The organism is Burkholderia sp. Bp8994 (assembly GCF_003853805.1).
Classification (GTDB): domain Bacteria; phylum Pseudomonadota; class Gammaproteobacteria; order Burkholderiales; family Burkholderiaceae; genus Burkholderia.
Genome location: NZ_QTQH01000022.1, coordinates 98587 through 113357, shown reverse-complemented (window position 1 = coordinate 113357; position 14771 = coordinate 98587). Strand labels below are relative to the sequence as shown.

Sequence of the window (14771 nt, the reverse complement as noted above, 5' to 3'; positions counted from 1 at the left end):
GCCCGCGACACGCGTTTCGCGATTCCTGCCGCTGCGCCTCGCGCCTGCGGGGGCGGCGCGACCTCGCGGGCGGCACGCGCTATGCAGCCAGCGCGGCCGCCTTGATGTTGAACGCGCGCAGCAAGTCCTCGCGGAACGCATCGACGATCGGCTTGCCGCTCGCGTTGCGCTTCATCGCGAGATGCAGCGGCACATCGAAGCCGAACGTCGCACGGCCGACGGCCTTCACGAGCCCACGCTGCTCGAACGGCTCCGCGTAATGCGCGGGCAGGTAGCCGAGATGGCCGCCCGACAGGATCAGGATCGTCGCGGCCTCGATGCTGTCCGCGCTCGCGGTCACGCGCCGCTCCGGCAGCGGACACTGTTCCTCCGGCACCGGATAGGTACGCCACACCCAGTCGTGCGCCTGCAGGTCGTCCATCGACACCGGCCGCGACACATGGAACAGCGGATGGCCGCGACCGCAGTAGATCACCTGCTCCTCGGTAAACAACGGCGTGTAGTCGAGCCCCGGCACGCGATGCCAGAAATACCCGATCGCGAAATCGAGCTGGTTGTTGACGAGGCCCTCCTCGAGTTCCTGCGGCGATGCGACCTTCATCGAGAACGTGACGGCCTGGTCGCGCTTGCGGAACGTGCCGATCGCGTCGGCGACGCGCGCGTTCTCGACGAGCGGCGCCTGCCCGATCAGCCCGATCGACAACGTGCCGACCAGCTTGCGGTCGATGTCGCGCACGCGCGCGACGAACTCCGACGTCGCCGCGACCAGCGTGCGCGCCGTGGCCGCGAAGCGTTCGCCCTTCGATGTCAGCCGAAAGCCGCCGCGACCGCGGTCGCACAGCTTGAAGCCGACACGCGCTTCCAGCGCGGAGAGCTGCGTGCTGATGGTCGACTGCCGCACGCCGAGCGATGCCTCGGCGGCCGTGATGCCGCGTGCGTCGACGACGGCCAGGAAGACCCGGATGAGCCGGAGATCGAGATCGGTGGTATTCGAAAACATGCTTCAAGCCGCTGCGCTTCTCGCGCGTTGCCGGGCCGGCACGACACCGGCCGCCCGCGCCGATGAACCTGACCGGACGCGCGCCGTCATCGGCAACGGCACGCGCCATACCCGTCGTTCGTGAACGACCGGCGCTTACATCGGGAAGCCCATCGCCTTGAGCCCGTTGATCCACGCACGCTTCCAGCCGCCTTCGGCGTCCGCGCCGTCGAATGCGTGGAACGTGATCTTCGCGGCGACCCAGCGCATCGGCTCGGGCGGGATGTAGCTCGGGCTCTGGTTCGCGATGTCGAGCTTGCGCTCCGGGCTGTCGCGGTCGAACAGGATGTTCAGCCCCATGAACGCGCCGAACCGGCTCGCCGCGACGCCGAAGCCCGTGTAGCCGGCGACGAACACGGCCTTGCCGCCGAGATAGCGCTTCGCGAACACCGAGCCGCGCGAGCAGTAGTCGATCGGGCCGCCCCACGCGTGCGAGAAGCGCACGTCGGCGAGTTGCGGGAAGGTCCGGTAGAACGCCTCCGCGAGCCGGTAGTAGGTTTCGCGCCGGCCGTCCTGGTGCGGTTCCGGGTCGCCGTCGAAGTGATAGCTGACCAGCCCGCCGAAGATGATGCTGTTGTTCTTCGTCAACCGGAAATAGTTGAGCTGCGTGCGCGTGTCGTACACGCCCTGGCGGTTCTTCCAGCCGATCCGCGCGAGCTGTTCGTCAGTGAGCGGCTCGGTCGCGAGCACGTGATCGCGCACCTGCATCACGCGGCGATTGATATCCGGAATGCCAACCTTTGCGGTGCCGCTGCCGAACACGACACGCGGCGCGCGCACGCTGCCGTTCGGCGTCGTCACGTACACGGTGCCGCCTTCGTCGGTGACGGTCGTGAGCGGCGTGTGCTCGTACAGCTTCACGCCGAGCGACAGCGCCGCGCGCTTGAGCCCCCACGCGAGCTTCGCCGGATGCACGATGCCGCTGCGGTTGCGCGACCACAGCGCGCCCGCGAACAGCGGCGAGTTCAGTTGCTCGAGCGTTTCCTCGCGGTTCAGCAGCACGACGTCGTGCCCGTATTCGCGATGCAGGTCGTAGTCGCCCTTCAGGTGCGCGAGGTGCCCGGGGTCCACCGCGACCGTCATCTCGCCGTTCCACTCGATGTCGGCGTCGATGGCGTAGCGCTTCAGCGTGTCCTCGAAGCCGTCGAGGTTGTGGTGGCCGAATGCCTCGAGCTGCGCGATGTCGTTCGGGAACACGCGCACCGCGTTCGGCAGCCCGTGCATCACCGACGTCGAGATGATCCCGCCAGCGCGGCCCGACGCGCCGTGCGCGACCTTGCCGGCCTCGATCAGCACCACGTTCAGGTGCGGCATCTGTTCCTTCGCCTGCACGGCCGTCCACAGCCCGGTGAAGCCGCCGCCGACGACCAGCAGGTCGGCCGTCACGTCGCCGACGAGTTCCGGCTCGGCGGCCGGCGCGGCCGGGTTGTCGAGCCAGTACGGGAACAGTTTCGTATTCGCGAGCGCCTCGGCGGCGCCCAGTGCGACCGGCGCGTGACGCGCGGCGTGCGCGTGAGCCGGTGCGGCTTGTGTTGCTTCGTTGACTTCCATTTCCATGATCCCAGCCATCCCACCTGATCGCGGCCCGCGCGTGCGATGCGTGCACGGCGTGCCGAATTCGCCGAATTCAGCGATTGCGCCGATTACTTCTATCGCCGCGGTTGCCTCGGTCGCGCCGACGGCGACGATCGGCGCGATGCACCGCAAGCCGCGACGCGCGCCTTCGACACCCGCGCGACGGACGTCGCCTGCAGTCGATCGAAAACGCCGCCGCCGGGCCTCGCGTCAACCTGACGACGACGCCACGGCGGCCGCTCACATCACGACTTCTCGAGCAGCACGTAGAACTTCTTCGCGTCCTCGATCGTTTCCCAGCGGCCCGCGAAACCGGCCGGCAGCAGGTAGCCCTGGCCCGGCGTGAATTCCTTGCGGTTGCCTTCGACATCGGTCAGCGCGATCCGGCCCTCGACGAGCCACACCGCTTCGTCCGCCGCGGTTTCCGGGAACTCCACGGAGCCGACCTTGCCTTCCCACCAGCCGATGAGGTAGCCGCCGCTCTTGCCTTCGGCCGCGCGCCAGTCGCTTTCGTCCATCCCGAAGTCGAGCTTCGTGAATTCGCCCACGCCTGCGCCCAGCGGCAGGATGTCCTTGATCAGTTTGGTCATTTGAATCTTTCGTCTCTCGATTGAAAAAAGCAGAGACAAAGTTACTCATTTACACTGCCCCGGTATGCCCCCCTGCGGGGGGGACAAACCGCGTTTTCCGCGGCGCGCAGGGTCGCAGGACTCCGTACCGTATTTCCCCCTAATGACGTTTTTGACTTCGGACGCTAGAATCGCCGCCGCTTTTCACCGGGGAACCGCATGCTGCTCAACGTGAACCCCTTCCACCGCGACACCGACCGCTTCAACGTGTCGTTCAAGGCGCTGGGCGAGCTGATCGAGACGGTCGGCACGCCGCACTTCGTGCCGCGTCTCACGCAACTGCTGAACGACGTCGTGCCGCTCGACGTCGCGCACGTCGAGCGCTCGCGCGTCGACGGCACGATGCCCACCGGCTACCGCTGCGAATGGATCGGCAGCAGCGGCATCGGCACCGCGACCGCCGACATCTCCGACGTGATGACGCTCTACTACGAGCGCTTTCTCGACAGCGACCCGCTGTTCGCGGGGCTGCGCGGCAAGACGGGCACGATGCTGGTCGTGCGCGACATCGCGGCGATCCCACCCGGCGAATTCCGCCAGCGGCTGTTCGACGACGTGCATATCGGCCATGAATGCGTGCTCGCGCGCGGCACCCGCTATGCGCAGCATTCGATCGCGCTGGAACGCGGCCGCGACCGCCCGCCGTTCACGCTCGCCGAAATGAACCGCTTTCGCAGCATCAGCGACGTGCTGTTCCCGCTGCTCGAGCTGCACGCATCGACCACCGCCGCGCGGCGCATCGCGCACCCGACGCCCGACGTGCATCCGCTCGCGCAGTTCGACGCGCGGATCGCGGCCGACGGCGTGAAGCTGTCGAAGCGCGAATACGAAACCTGCAAGCACCTGATCTCCGGCAAGACCGTGCCGGAAACCGCCGACATCCTCGGCGTGCGCGTCGCGTCGGCCGAGTCGTACGTGAAGCGTGCGTTCGCGAAGCTCGGGGTGCGCACGAAGCGCGAGCTGGCTGCGTGGGGCTCGGCCGTGCCGGCGTTTCCTGTGGCCGCAACGCGTGACCACGCAGGCAACGACGGCGACGACGCCGGCACGCCGCCCGCGATCGCCGGCTGATCCGGTCGCCCGCAGCCGGTCGCCCGCAGCCGGTCGCGCCGCGTCGATGCGGCGCCGCCGTTCGCATCGAGACCCGTCGATGTAAACGTTGCGACTTCAAGATCTTCGCGCCCGCGTTCTCCTCTACCATCGGCCGATCGCTTTTCACCATAAAGAGGAGACGGCCCCATGCACCGCGAACTGAACCAGCCGATGGGCGGCAACGAGATGCCGCGCTTTGGCGGCATCGCCACGATGATGCGCCTGCCGCAGGCCGACACGACCGACGGCCTCGACGTGTGCTTCGTCGGCGTGCCGCTCGACCTCGGCACGTCGAACCGCTCGGGTTCGCGCTTCGGCCCGCGCCAGATCCGCACCGAATCCGTGCTGCTGCGCCCGTACAACATGGCCACGCGCGCGGCGCCGTTCGATTCGCTGCAGGTCGCCGACATCGGCGACGTCGCGACCAACCCTTATGACCTGAAGGATTCGGTGCGCCGCATCGAGCACGCGTATGACGAGATCGTCGCGCACGGCTGCCGGCCGATCACGCTCGGCGGCGACCACACGATCGCGTGGCCGATCCTGCGCGCGCTGCACAGGAAATACGGCAAGGTCGCCGTGGTGCACGTCGACGCGCACGCGGACGTGAACGACACGATGTTCGGCGAGAAGATCGCGCACGGCACGCCGTTCCGCCGCGCGGTGGAAGACGGCCTGCTGCAATGCGACAAGGTCACGCAGATCGGCCTGCGCGGCACCGGCTATCACGCGGACGATTTCGACTGGTGCCGCCAGCAGGGCTTCACCGTCGTGCAGGCGGAGGAATGCTGGAACCGGTCGCTCGCGCCGCTGATGGCGCAGGTGCGCGAACGCGTCGGCGACACGCCTGTGTATCTCAGCTTCGACATCGACGGTCTCGATCCGTCGTTCGCGCCCGGCACCGGCACGCCGGAAATCGGCGGCCTGTCGGTGCAGCAGGGTCTCGAGATCATTCGCGGGATGAAGGGGTTGAACATCGTCGGCGCGGATCTCGTCGAAGTGTCGCCGCCGTACGATCCGACCGGCACCACCGCGCTCGTCGGCGCGAACCTCGCATTCGAGATGCTCTGCGTGATGCCGGGCGTCGCCTACCGCTAATCCGATCGACAGGAACACGTTCATGTCCACCGCCGAGCTTTCCCCTTCCGCCGCGGCCATCGTGCTGCCCGCCGCGCGCATCGCCGGCCAGCCCGTGCGCACGCATTCCGATGAAGCCGGCGCGCCGATCTTCGATGCGTCGACCGGCGCGACGATCGGCTGGCAGGAATTCGCGACGGCTGCGCACGTCGACGCCGCGGTCCGCGCCGCGCGCGACGCGTTCGCCGGCTGGCGCGACACGCCGGCCGCCGAGCGCGGCCGCCTGCTCGCGACGATCGCCGAGCGCGTCGAAGCCGACCGCGAGCGGCTCGCGGCGCTGCAGATGCAGGTGAGCGGCAAGCCGCCTTTCGAGGCCGACGCCGACGTCGGCGATGTCGCCGCGACGTTCGCGTATTACGCGACGCTGTGCGGAAACACGGCGCTGTTCGAGGCCGAGCCCGTCGCGTTGCCGAGCGACACCGTCGCGGCCGAACGCTTCCACGACGCGCTCGGCGTCGCCGCGCTGATCGTGCCGTGGAACTTCCCGATGGTCACGACCGCGTGGAAGCTCGCGCCCGCGCTCGCGGCCGGCTGCACGGTCGTGCTGAAGCCGTCCGAACTGACGTCGCCGGCCGAGCACGCGCTGCTCGACCTGATCGCCGAAGCCGGCGTGCCGGACGGCGTCGTCAACGTCGTGAACGGCGGCGCCGAGGTCGGCGCGGCGCTGACCGCGCATCCGCTGATCGACAAGATCTCGTTTACCGGCAGCACGGCCGCCGGCCGCAAGGTCATGCAGGCCGCGGCCGAGGACATGAAGCGCGTGACGCTCGAACTCGGCGGCAAGTCGTCGCTGATCGTGCGCGACGACGCCGATCTCGACGTCGCGGTGTCGCTCGCGGTCGCCGGCGCCTTCACGAACGCGGGCCAGATGTGCTCGGCCACCGCGCGCATCCTCGTGCACGACAGCCTCTATCGCAGCTTCATGGCCGCTTTCGAGACGGCCGTGCGCGCGCTCGTCGTCGCGCCGCCTGCCACCGCGGAGGTCGCGATGGGGCCGATGATCTCGGCCGCGCACCGCACGCGCGTCGAGGCGATGCTCGCGCAAGGCATCGCGGCGGGCGCGCGCGTCGCGTTCAGCGGGCGCGTCGCCGAAGCCGGCGGCAACGGCTTCTTCATGGCGCCCGTCGTGGTCGCGGAGCCGCCCGCCGACAACCTGCTGTGGACCGACGAGGTGTTCGGCCCGGTCGCGTGCGTGAAGTCGTTCCGTACCGACGACGAGGCGATCGCGCTCGCGAACGACACGCGCTACGGGCTCGTCGCGACCGTCGTGACGCGCGACGCGGAAATCGCGAAGCAGTTTCAGGCACGCGTGCGTGCCGGACTCGTGTGGATCAACGCGCCGCAACTCATCTACCCGCATGTGTGCTGGGGCGGCTTCGGGCTCAGCGGAATCGGCCGCGAACTCGGCGTGACGGGCCTGCGCAGCTACCAGGAACTGCGCCACGCGATGCGCGCGATCGATTGACCTGCGCGGCCGTTCAGGCCGCCGGCGGCACCATCCCCGGCGGGCCGGCGCGGCACCGCGGGCCATGCCGGCCGCGCGGGATGCCGAAGCCGCCGGGCACAGCGGCCCGGCGCATCTTCGGCACCGTCACCGTCGATGCGCGGCCGCTTCGGCCTCCGTATCGTGATACTCGACGAACGCCGCGATCTTCCCGCTTTCGATCGTGAGCAGGTGCACCCAGTCGTCCTCGTAAGTGCGCCCGGTCGAATGGACACGCCAGCGTTGCGTGCCGAGCACGACGACCCGGTTGCCGCTCGCGATGAACTCGAGCGGCTCGAAGCGTTCCGCGGTCTGCGTCGACGCAAGCGCCGCGAAGAACGCCGCGACCGCCTGCGGCCCATGTCGTCTGCCGACGAACGGAACGACGTCGGCCGGCCCCGGGATGAACCAGTCGACGCTGTCGGACAGCGTCTGCAGAATGCCCTCGATATCCGCGCGGCCGAACGCCGCGTATGCCTGCTGCACGAGTTGCACGTTGTCTTGCTCGCTCATCGCCCCCTCCCGTCATCGCAGGTTCGCCGCGTCGCGGCGCGGAATTCCGCGCCGCGGACAATTCAGCATAGTCGAACCGCGAAGCGGCCCCCATGAGGGTCTCCGGCAATCGGGCCGTGTGGATTCCGTATGAGCAATCCGTTGCGTGGTCGCATCGCCCTGCCAGGTGAAGCAACGCGCCGATGAATACGCGGCATGGCCGCGATCGGCGCTCCGCCACGAGACGAGATGCGGATGAGTCCGCGCCGATATCCCGCATAATCGGGCGTTGAGCGCCGCCGCGGGAAGAGACATCGTGCGAGCGCATCAATTCAAAACAGGAACGGGTGCGATCCGGCTCTCGCTGCAAGGCGGCGGCGGCCGCCCCGGGGGAAGACCAGGCAATCCCGCTGAAGACAGGACACCGACACATGGACCGAGCCGAGCACATCAGCATCGAACAGGCGGTCGATCTGCCCGCCGACGAACTGAACGGATGCGACTTTTCGTTCGAGATCGCGTGGGAGCTGAATGCGCCGTACCAGGATCTGCTCGATTTGCGCGCGCTGCCCGTGCAGCGCAAGGACTACGGCTTCGATCCGGCCGGCTGGGCGCGCGAGGCGTCCGGCGGCACCGCGCTGTTCCGCGCGAGCGCGGGCGGGCGCCTCGCGGGATTCGTCGCGATCACGGAAAGCTGGAACGGGATGGCCGAGATCGCGGAACTCGCGGTCGATCGCAGCTGCCGGCGGCAAGGGATCGGCCAGTTCCTGCTCGCGGCAGCGGAAGCGTGGGCGCGCAGCCGCGGGTTCGGCTTCATGCGGCTCGAAACGCAGGCGAACAACGTCGCGGCCTGCTGCACGTACGCGCGGGCGGGCTTCGTCGTGGGCGGCCACGACCGCTTCCTGTACGCCGACGGCGCGAACGACGGGGAAGTCGCCCTCTTCTGGTACAAGGATCTGCGCGACGGGCAAAGCGCGAAGAGCCGGACGGTCGATCCGGAATCGATGCGGCCGCTGTCCTGACCGACGACCCGCCGCCGCCCGCTCCGGTCCTGCTTTCGCCTTTGCTCGCCTTACTTCCGCGTCGCGACGATGAACAGGCGCGGGAACGGCAGCAGCACGGTGCCGTCGTCGAGCGACGGGTAGCCATCCGGACCGGCGAGCGCATCGCGATAGCGCGCGACGAACGCGTCGCGTTCGCCTTCATCGAGTGCCGCGAGGAACGGCCGCAGCGCGCTGCCCTTGAACCATTCGACGACCGCATCGGCGCCGCCGCGCAGCGGATGGTAGTAGGTCGTGCGCCAGACATCCACCCGCGAACACGACGGCGACAGCAGCGCGTAGTAATACCGCGCGTCGAACCGCTCGGTGCGCGCCGCGCCTTTGAGCTTGTCCGCCCAGGGCCCGCCCCCGGCGACCGCGCGCATCAGCCGGTGCGCGGGTTCGTCGAGGTTGTCGGGCATCTGCACCGCGAGATGGCCGCCCGGCGCGAGCCGGCCGACGAGCGACGGAAACAGCGTGTCGTGCGCCGGCACCCATTGCAGCACCGCGTTCGACAGGATCAGGTCGTAGCCGCCCGGATCGTCCCACGTGGAGACATCCGCGAGATCGAAACGCAGCGCGGGCAGGCGCTTGCGCGCGGCCGCGATCATGTCCGGCGACGCGTCGATCCCGCGCACCGTCGCGTCGGGTGCACGCGCGATCAGCGCTTCGGTCGAATTGCCGGGCCCGCAGCCGATGTCGAGCGCGGTATGGATCGGCGTGTCCGGCACGGCGGCCAGCAGGTCGCGGACAGGCCGCGTGCGTTCGTCTTCGAATCGCACGTACTGTCTGGCGTATTGATCGGGTGGCGTTGTCACGATATGCCTCCGGGTCGGCGTGGACGGCGTCGCGCTACCCGTCGCCGTCGATGCAGCACATGCTGCGATCCCGCCGGTCTTCGGTAGCGACGCCGGCGCGGTGACGTCAGGCTACCTCGCTCAAAGCGTCTTGACCATGAACACGCGTGCCGTCCCTTCCGGCTCGCACGGCACCTCGCCGAACGCCTCGTAACCGTGCTTCCGGTAGAAGTCCGGCGCCTGGAACGTAATCGTGTACAGCACCGCGCGGGCACACCCGCGCCGCTTCGCTTCCGCTTCGGCCTCGCGCAGCAGCCGGCTGCCGAAACCGCCGCCACGCAGCGACTCCGGCAGGTAAAAGAGGTCGATGAAGAAGAGGCCCAGCGACGTCCGGCCGGTGAGGCCGCCCACGACCTCGCCGGTCGCGGGATCGGTCACGTAGACGTCGAGCGCCGCCGTGTCGGATCGGCCCGTCATCGCGTGGTTGAACTCGCCGAGCTTGCGGCTGATGAGGTCGCGTGCGGCCGGCTGCTCGATGTCGGTCAGTTGAAGCGAAACGGCGGGATGCGCGTTCATGGCGTGAAGGTGTACGTGAAGGGGCCGCCGGGCCTGCAGCGCCCACGGCGGACGTCGTGAATCGACGCGAAACGACCAGGCGTCAGTTGTACCCGAGAATCGCCACCGCCGCGACATCCGGCCGATCGATCGTGCTGCCGACGAGCGACGTCATCGGCTCCTGCAGCACGGCCTGATACGACGTCACGCGCACCTCTTCCGGCGCGCCGGCGTCATCCCGAACGGGTTCGTCGAATGCGTCGTAGCCAGTGAAAAAAACCGCTTGCGATTGCGTAAAAGTCATCTCCACTCCTTTCGATATGTCGTCGATGTTCTGATTCAATTTGCCTGTTTCAACGCCGCCGCTTGCACGGCTGCGCCGCCATGCGCGGCCTCCGACCGCGCGAGCTGCGCGCGCGTGCGCCGCGTGATGTGAATCACCGCGAACACGACCGGCGCGATCAACAGGCCCTCCGCCAGTTCGGGATCGACCGGCAGGTTCATCACGTGCAGCGCCTTGAACGCCGCGGTCGCGAGCGACAGCACGTAGTACGAAATGGCCGCCACCGACAGCCCTTCGACCGCGTGCTGCAGATGCAGCTGGTTGCGCGCGGTGCGCTCCATGCCCGCCAGCAGGCGCGTGACGTCCTTTTCCTGCGCGAGATTCACACGCGTGCGCAGCAGGTCGACCGCGCGCGCGATCCGCGCGGCGATCTGCTCGTGACGCGCCCACACGCTGCGGCAGGTTTCCATCGCCGGCGCGAAGCGCCGCTCCATGAACTCCGCGATCGTCGGCATCCCTTCGATGCGCTCCTCGCGCAGCTCGTGGATGCGCGCCAGCACGAGCTTTTCGTAAGCACGCGACGCGCTGAAGCGGCCGCCGGACCCCGACAGCGCTTCGACCCGCACCGCGAGATGCGTGAGCTTCACGAGCAAGGCCGCGTCGTCGCCGTCGGCGCCGCCCGCGTCCATCCGCTGCATCAGCGCATGCAGCGCCGCGTGGATCTCGTCGAGCTCGCGGCTCATGCGCCGTGCGACCGGCAACGCGAGCAGCGCCATCATCCGGTACGTCTCGATTTCATGGAGGCGCTGCAGCAGGCGGCCGCCCTGCTCCTCGCGGAAATCCTCGTCGACGACGAGAAAGCGCATGAAGCCGTCGTCGCGCACGTGCCAGTCGCAGTACACCTTGCCGCCGCCGAGCACGTTGCTGCCGACGAGCGCGGGCCCGTCGATCCAGCGGCGCAGGTCGCCGCACACGAGCCGCGCGGCATCGCCCGACAGCAACTCCATGCGCACCGCGACGAAGCGGATGCCCGCGAGCCGTGCGAACCAGGCGGCCGGGATCCCTTCGATCGCGAGATCGTCGAAATAGCCGGTGTCGCGGCGCGGCGCGACGAACGTGAAGGTCGAGAATTCGGTATGGCGCTCCCACTTCAGGTACCAGCCGCCCGGCGATTGCACCGCGTAGTGGGTCGCGCCGTCCTGCGGCGCGGCAATGCCGGTGTCGCGGCACAACGCGTGCAGCAGCGTTTCGTGGATGTCGGGCTGGCCGTCCGCGTAGATCGCGTAGTGCGTGAGCGACACGGCTTCGGCGAGCCGCAGGAACGGCCGCGCATGCAATTCCGCGGCCAGTGCGGCACGCAATGGATGATCCATCATCGGTACACCACTCTTCCCTGTTCGGCGCTGCGTGCCGGGCACGCCGGCGTGATCGCCGCACCGCATCGAACGATGCGGCCGGCTCGATGCCACTATGGCAGACACACAGCGACAATAAAAACGCATAATGCTGATCGTTACGTTCAGTTTTCCTGATACCGATGAAGATGCTCGATCACGACGTGCTGGCCACCGTCGTCGCCGTCGCGGAAACCGGCAACATGACCCGCGCCGCCGAAGCGGTGAACCGCTCGCAATCGGCCGTGAGCATGCAGATCAAGAGCCTGGAAGACGCGATCGGCCGGCCGCTGTTCGTGCGCAAGCCGCGCAGCATCGTGCTGACGCGCGAAGGCGAGGTGCTGCTGGGATTCGCCAGACGAATGCTGGCGCTGCGCGACGAGGCGTGGGCGGCCGTGGTGCGGCCGGAAGTGACGGGTAAGGTGGTCATCGGCGTGCCGGACGACTATGCGTCGTCGCTGCTGCCGTCGGTGCTGAAGAAATTTTCGGCGACCTATCCGAAGGTCGAGATCCAGGTGATCGGGCTGCCGAGCAGCGCGCTCGCGCCGCTCCTGAAGGACGGCACGGTCGATCTCGTGTGCGGCACGCGCATCAAGGGGCTGTCCGGCGACTTCATCCGCCACGAGCCGATGGCGTGGGCCGCGATGACGAACGGGCCGCGCGTATGGGAAGAACGGCCGCTGCCGATCGCGGTGTTCATGCCGGGCAGCGTCGCGCGCGAGAACGCGATCCGCAGCCTCGAACGCGCGAAGCTGCCGTTCCGCACTTCGTATGAAAGCCCGAGCCTGCTCGGTCTGCTCAGCATGGTCGAGGCCGGCCTCGCGGTCGCGCCGCTCGCGCGCTGCGCGATACCCGCGCAACTGTCGATGCTCGGCCGCTCGCACGGGCTGCCCGATTTGCCGCCGCTCGAACTGATCCTCGCGCGCAGCACGAAATCGAAGCGCCCGCCATGCGACTTTCTCGCGGAACAGCTGATGGAAGACCTGCAGCGGCAAACCGGGCAGACCGGCGACGCGTGATCAGCGCGTCGCGCCGAACCCGGCCGCGCCCAGCGCCGCATTGACGTTCGCGGCCACCCGATCGACGAGCGCTTCCAGCGTATCGCCGCATACCTGCGCGTGTTCCGGCGCGACGTGCTCCGCGCGTTGCCAGCCCCACTGCGCGCCCGACACGACCGACAGCGTCGCGCCGAAGCGGTTGCCATGGCGGCGGCCGAAAGTGCTCACGCGCCGCCCGGCCACGTAGTCCTGCTCGGGCAGGCAGAGCCGGATCTCGACCGCGACCTGGTCGCGATCGTTGACGCGCGCGGCGGGGCTCACCGACGCTGCGAACACCTTGCCGATCCGCCAGGTCACGAAGCTCTCCCAGGCCTCGAGCGGCCCGCCGGCCGCGTCGACCCGCTCGGTGTCCACCGACCACTGGTGCCGGTCGGGCACGACGATCGCCTGATGCAGCAGCATTTCGGCCACGCGCACCGTCGTCACGAGCTGACGCGCGAGTTGCTGGCCGGACGGCAGCAACGCCGTCCGTAACCGGCCGCTCGTCGGCCGCGCGACAGGTACGGCTTCCAATAGATCCATGACTCCTCCGTATTCGTGATCGGCGCCGCGCACGCAGCATCGCGCGCCGGTTCGCCGCCTGCGGGCGGACGACACGGCGACCGGCGATCGGGCGGCGGATCGGACAAGCCATCAAGGAACGAACGACAACCCACGAGCAACAAGCGTTCCCGGCTTTACCATCCGGTCGGCCCGACATGCAACCGGCGCGCGACCGGCCCGATCACCGCATCGGCCTGCTGCGCGATCAGCATGTGCAGGGTGAAATCCAGGTCTTCCGGCGCGATGTCGAAGTGCACGTGGACCACGTCGCGCACGGCACGCGCGCTGACGACATACACGCCGAGCGGGGAATGCAGCAGCGCCGCGAGCCGGGCGTGCGCGCGCTCGCCGGAATCGGCCGTCAAGGTGACGGGCAACTGCAGGCGCGGGCGCGGCGGCGGGAACGGAATGACATTGCCGGGTGCGCCGGCGCGCAACTGGCGGCCGGCGACATCGCAGGCGGGAACGGGATGAATGAAGGTCATGGAGCGGACGGAGGCCGTCCCGGCTGTTCGACACGTCCCCAGCTTAGAAGAGACCGGATAAACGTCGTGCAAAAAAACGGGCCGCCCGTGCAAAAAACGGCACGGGGGACATAACACGACACCGAGCTGCGGCGGGCCGCGCGGTCGTCATGCGCGCGTTGCGACCGCGCGCCGCGGTTCGCGTCAATCTCACCCGCGTTTGCGCCGCCCTGCCCCGCTAAGCGAACGCTTCGAGCGACGCGCGCCGCCGCTCGTCGACCATCGATTCGATCAGCGAAACCAGATCGTCGGTCAGCGGATCGCAGATGCCCGGCGAGCGATGCAGTTCGAGATCGGCCGCCGGCAGCGGCGGCAGCCCGTCGGTCTCGTCGAGCACGCGCCAGTTCTCGGGCAGCGTGCAGCGGTCGATCATCGTCACGGCCGCGCCGTGGTTCACCGCGATCTTGATGCCGGTCGGGCTCTGGCTCGTATAGACGACGTGATACGGCCGCTCGGCCGTCGCGAGCGCCTGCAGCCCGCGCTGCCGGTAGCAGCACGTCTCCGGAAACAGCGCGAGCGGCACCGACGCCTGCGGGCCGAGCGCGAAATCGCGGTGCGCGGCCCACACGACCTCGTGCCGGCCGAGCAGCCGCCCGCCCGCGTTCGGCCCGTGCCGCACGACGAGCGCGACGTCGAGCTCGCCGGCCTGCAGCCGTTCGAGCAGTTCGAGCGAGGTGCGGCAATGCACGTGGAAGCGCGCGCCCGGCCGCATCGCATAGAACGACTTCAGCAGGTCGGGCAGCCAAAGCTCCGCATAGTCCTCGGGCAGCCCGAAACGCACGACGCCGCGATCGCTGCTCGCCTGCTTCAGCGCGAGGATCGCGTCGTTCTGCACCTGGATGATGCGGCGCGCATGGATCAGGAAATTCTCGCCGTCGCGCGACAGTTCGAGCCGCCGGCTGTTGCGCATGAACAGGTGCGTGTCGAGCCGCTCCTCGAGCGTGCGGATGCGCAGGCTGATCGTCGATTGCGTGCGATGCAGTTGCCGGGCCGCAGCGGTGAAGCCGCCGCTCTCGACGACGGCGACGAATGCGCGGATCAGCTCGGGATCGAGCGAACTGAGCTTCGACCAATCGGGCCTTTGAATGGCAGCCATCGGAATTACTCGCTTTCGAAAAAAGAAGGGAAGACGA

Annotated in this window: 16 protein-coding genes; 5 read left to right on the top strand and 11 right to left on the bottom strand. The window is 68.6% G+C overall.

The window, feature by feature from the left end:
- Positions 1-79 precede the first annotated feature (79 nt).
- The 3 genes from DIE04_RS23720 to DIE04_RS23710 all read right to left on the bottom strand — a co-directional run bounded on the left by DIE04_RS23720 (position 80) and on the right by DIE04_RS23710 (position 3204).
- Complete coding sequence (locus tag DIE04_RS23720; protein WP_044848305.1) at positions 80-1000, bottom strand: LysR family transcriptional regulator; 921 nt, start codon at positions 998-1000, stop codon at positions 80-82.
- A 135-nt stretch (positions 1001-1135) separates the two neighbouring features.
- Positions 1136-2596, bottom strand: coding sequence for an FAD-binding oxidoreductase (locus tag DIE04_RS23715; protein WP_124520818.1), 1461 nt, complete (start codon positions 2594-2596; stop codon positions 1136-1138).
- Positions 2597-2859: 263 nt separating this feature from the next.
- Positions 2860-3204 carry a cupin domain-containing protein gene (locus DIE04_RS23710; RefSeq protein ID WP_124520820.1) on the bottom strand — a complete coding sequence of 115 codons (345 nt, stop codon included), beginning with the start codon at positions 3202-3204 and terminating at the stop codon, positions 2860-2862.
- 198 nt (positions 3205-3402) lie between these two features.
- On the opposite strand from DIE04_RS23710, the gene DIE04_RS23705 reads away from it, so the two are divergent.
- The 3 genes from DIE04_RS23705 (at position 3403) to DIE04_RS23695 (ending at position 6934) form a co-directional block, all read left to right on the top strand.
- Positions 3403-4311, top strand: coding sequence for a helix-turn-helix transcriptional regulator (locus DIE04_RS23705; protein WP_124520822.1), 909 nt, complete (start codon positions 3403-3405; stop codon positions 4309-4311).
- A gap of 168 nt (positions 4312-4479) precedes the next feature.
- Positions 4480-5430, top strand: a complete 951-nt coding sequence (gene speB / locus DIE04_RS23700) for an agmatinase (RefSeq protein WP_044848300.1) — start codon at positions 4480-4482, stop codon at positions 5428-5430.
- A 22-nt stretch (positions 5431-5452) separates the two neighbouring features.
- Positions 5453-6934, top strand: coding sequence for an aldehyde dehydrogenase family protein (locus DIE04_RS23695; protein WP_124520824.1), 1482 nt, complete (start codon positions 5453-5455; stop codon positions 6932-6934).
- A gap of 126 nt (positions 6935-7060) precedes the next feature.
- Here the strand turns inward: DIE04_RS23695 and DIE04_RS23690 are convergent, their stop codons facing one another.
- Positions 7061-7465, bottom strand: coding sequence for a nuclear transport factor 2 family protein (locus DIE04_RS23690; RefSeq protein ID WP_044848063.1), 405 nt, complete (start codon positions 7463-7465; stop codon positions 7061-7063).
- Between the two features lie 410 nt (positions 7466-7875).
- Here DIE04_RS23690 and DIE04_RS23685 point away from each other — a divergent pair, with 410 nt between their 5' ends.
- Positions 7876-8466, top strand: coding sequence for a GNAT family N-acetyltransferase (locus DIE04_RS23685; RefSeq protein ID WP_044848062.1), 591 nt, complete (start codon positions 7876-7878; stop codon positions 8464-8466).
- 50 nt (positions 8467-8516) lie between these two features.
- On the opposite strand, the gene tam is transcribed toward DIE04_RS23685, so the two are convergent.
- The 4 genes from tam to DIE04_RS23665 all read right to left on the bottom strand — a co-directional run bounded on the left by tam (position 8517) and on the right by DIE04_RS23665 (position 11495).
- Complete coding sequence (gene tam, locus DIE04_RS23680) at positions 8517-9302, bottom strand: trans-aconitate 2-methyltransferase (RefSeq protein ID WP_124520826.1); 786 nt, start codon at positions 9300-9302, stop codon at positions 8517-8519.
- 120 nt (positions 9303-9422) lie between these two features.
- Positions 9423-9857, bottom strand: coding sequence for a GNAT family N-acetyltransferase (locus DIE04_RS23675; protein WP_044848060.1), 435 nt, complete (start codon positions 9855-9857; stop codon positions 9423-9425).
- 82 nt (positions 9858-9939) lie between these two features.
- Positions 9940-10140 carry a hypothetical protein gene (locus DIE04_RS23670; RefSeq protein WP_124520828.1) on the bottom strand — a complete coding sequence of 67 codons (201 nt, stop codon included), beginning with the start codon at positions 10138-10140 and terminating at the stop codon, positions 9940-9942.
- Positions 10141-10175: 35 nt separating this feature from the next.
- On the bottom strand, positions 10176-11495 hold the full coding sequence (locus tag DIE04_RS23665; protein ID WP_124520830.1) for a DUF3422 family protein: 1320 nt from the start codon (positions 11493-11495) through the stop codon (positions 10176-10178).
- A 161-nt stretch (positions 11496-11656) separates the two neighbouring features.
- Between DIE04_RS23665 and DIE04_RS23660 the strand changes: the two genes are divergently transcribed.
- Complete coding sequence (locus tag DIE04_RS23660) at positions 11657-12532, top strand: LysR family transcriptional regulator (protein ID WP_044848057.1); 876 nt, start codon at positions 11657-11659, stop codon at positions 12530-12532.
- Here DIE04_RS23660 and DIE04_RS23655 read toward each other — a convergent pair whose 3' ends face one another.
- The 3 genes from DIE04_RS23655 to DIE04_RS23645 form a co-directional block, all read right to left on the bottom strand.
- On the bottom strand, positions 12533-13093 hold the full coding sequence (locus tag DIE04_RS23655) for a hypothetical protein (protein ID WP_124520832.1): 561 nt from the start codon (positions 13091-13093) through the stop codon (positions 12533-12535).
- A 155-nt stretch (positions 13094-13248) separates the two neighbouring features.
- Complete coding sequence (locus DIE04_RS23650) at positions 13249-13599, bottom strand: hypothetical protein (protein WP_124520834.1); 351 nt, start codon at positions 13597-13599, stop codon at positions 13249-13251.
- A 217-nt stretch (positions 13600-13816) separates the two neighbouring features.
- Positions 13817-14734, bottom strand: a complete 918-nt coding sequence (locus tag DIE04_RS23645; protein ID WP_044848054.1) for a LysR family transcriptional regulator — start codon at positions 14732-14734, stop codon at positions 13817-13819.
- Between the last annotated feature and the right edge of the window lie 37 nt (positions 14735-14771).

What these genes read in the sequence shown, in the direction of transcription:
- DIE04_RS23720 (WP_044848305.1), bottom strand. Translation starts at nt 1,000, where the DNA reads ATGTTTTCGAATACCACCGATCTCGATCTCCGGCTCATCCGGGTCTTC.
- DIE04_RS23715 (WP_124520818.1), bottom strand. Translation starts at nt 2,596, where the DNA reads ATGGAAATGGAAGTCAACGAAGCAACACAAGCCGCACCGGCTCACGCG.
- DIE04_RS23710 (WP_124520820.1), bottom strand. Translation starts at nt 3,204, where the DNA reads ATGACCAAACTGATCAAGGACATCCTGCCGCTGGGCGCAGGCGTGGGC.
- DIE04_RS23705 (WP_124520822.1), top strand. Translation starts at nt 3,403, where the DNA reads ATGCTGCTCAACGTGAACCCCTTCCACCGCGACACCGACCGCTTCAAC.
- speB (WP_044848300.1), top strand. Translation starts at nt 4,480, where the DNA reads ATGCACCGCGAACTGAACCAGCCGATGGGCGGCAACGAGATGCCGCGC.
- DIE04_RS23695 (WP_124520824.1), top strand. Translation starts at nt 5,453, where the DNA reads ATGTCCACCGCCGAGCTTTCCCCTTCCGCCGCGGCCATCGTGCTGCCC.
- DIE04_RS23690 (WP_044848063.1), bottom strand. Translation starts at nt 7,465, where the DNA reads ATGAGCGAGCAAGACAACGTGCAACTCGTGCAGCAGGCATACGCGGCG.
- DIE04_RS23685 (WP_044848062.1), top strand. Translation starts at nt 7,876, where the DNA reads ATGGACCGAGCCGAGCACATCAGCATCGAACAGGCGGTCGATCTGCCC.
- DIE04_RS23675 (WP_044848060.1), bottom strand. Translation starts at nt 9,857, where the DNA reads ATGAACGCGCATCCCGCCGTTTCGCTTCAACTGACCGACATCGAGCAG.
- DIE04_RS23670 (WP_124520828.1), bottom strand. Translation starts at nt 10,140, where the DNA reads ATGACTTTTACGCAATCGCAAGCGGTTTTTTTCACTGGCTACGACGCA.
- DIE04_RS23665 (WP_124520830.1), bottom strand. Translation starts at nt 11,495, where the DNA reads ATGATGGATCATCCATTGCGTGCCGCACTGGCCGCGGAATTGCATGCG.
- DIE04_RS23660 (WP_044848057.1), top strand. Translation starts at nt 11,657, where the DNA reads ATGAAGATGCTCGATCACGACGTGCTGGCCACCGTCGTCGCCGTCGCG.
- DIE04_RS23655 (WP_124520832.1), bottom strand. Translation starts at nt 13,093, where the DNA reads ATGGATCTATTGGAAGCCGTACCTGTCGCGCGGCCGACGAGCGGCCGG.
- DIE04_RS23650 (WP_124520834.1), bottom strand. Translation starts at nt 13,599, where the DNA reads ATGACCTTCATTCATCCCGTTCCCGCCTGCGATGTCGCCGGCCGCCAG.
- DIE04_RS23645 (WP_044848054.1), bottom strand. Translation starts at nt 14,734, where the DNA reads ATGGCTGCCATTCAAAGGCCCGATTGGTCGAAGCTCAGTTCGCTCGAT.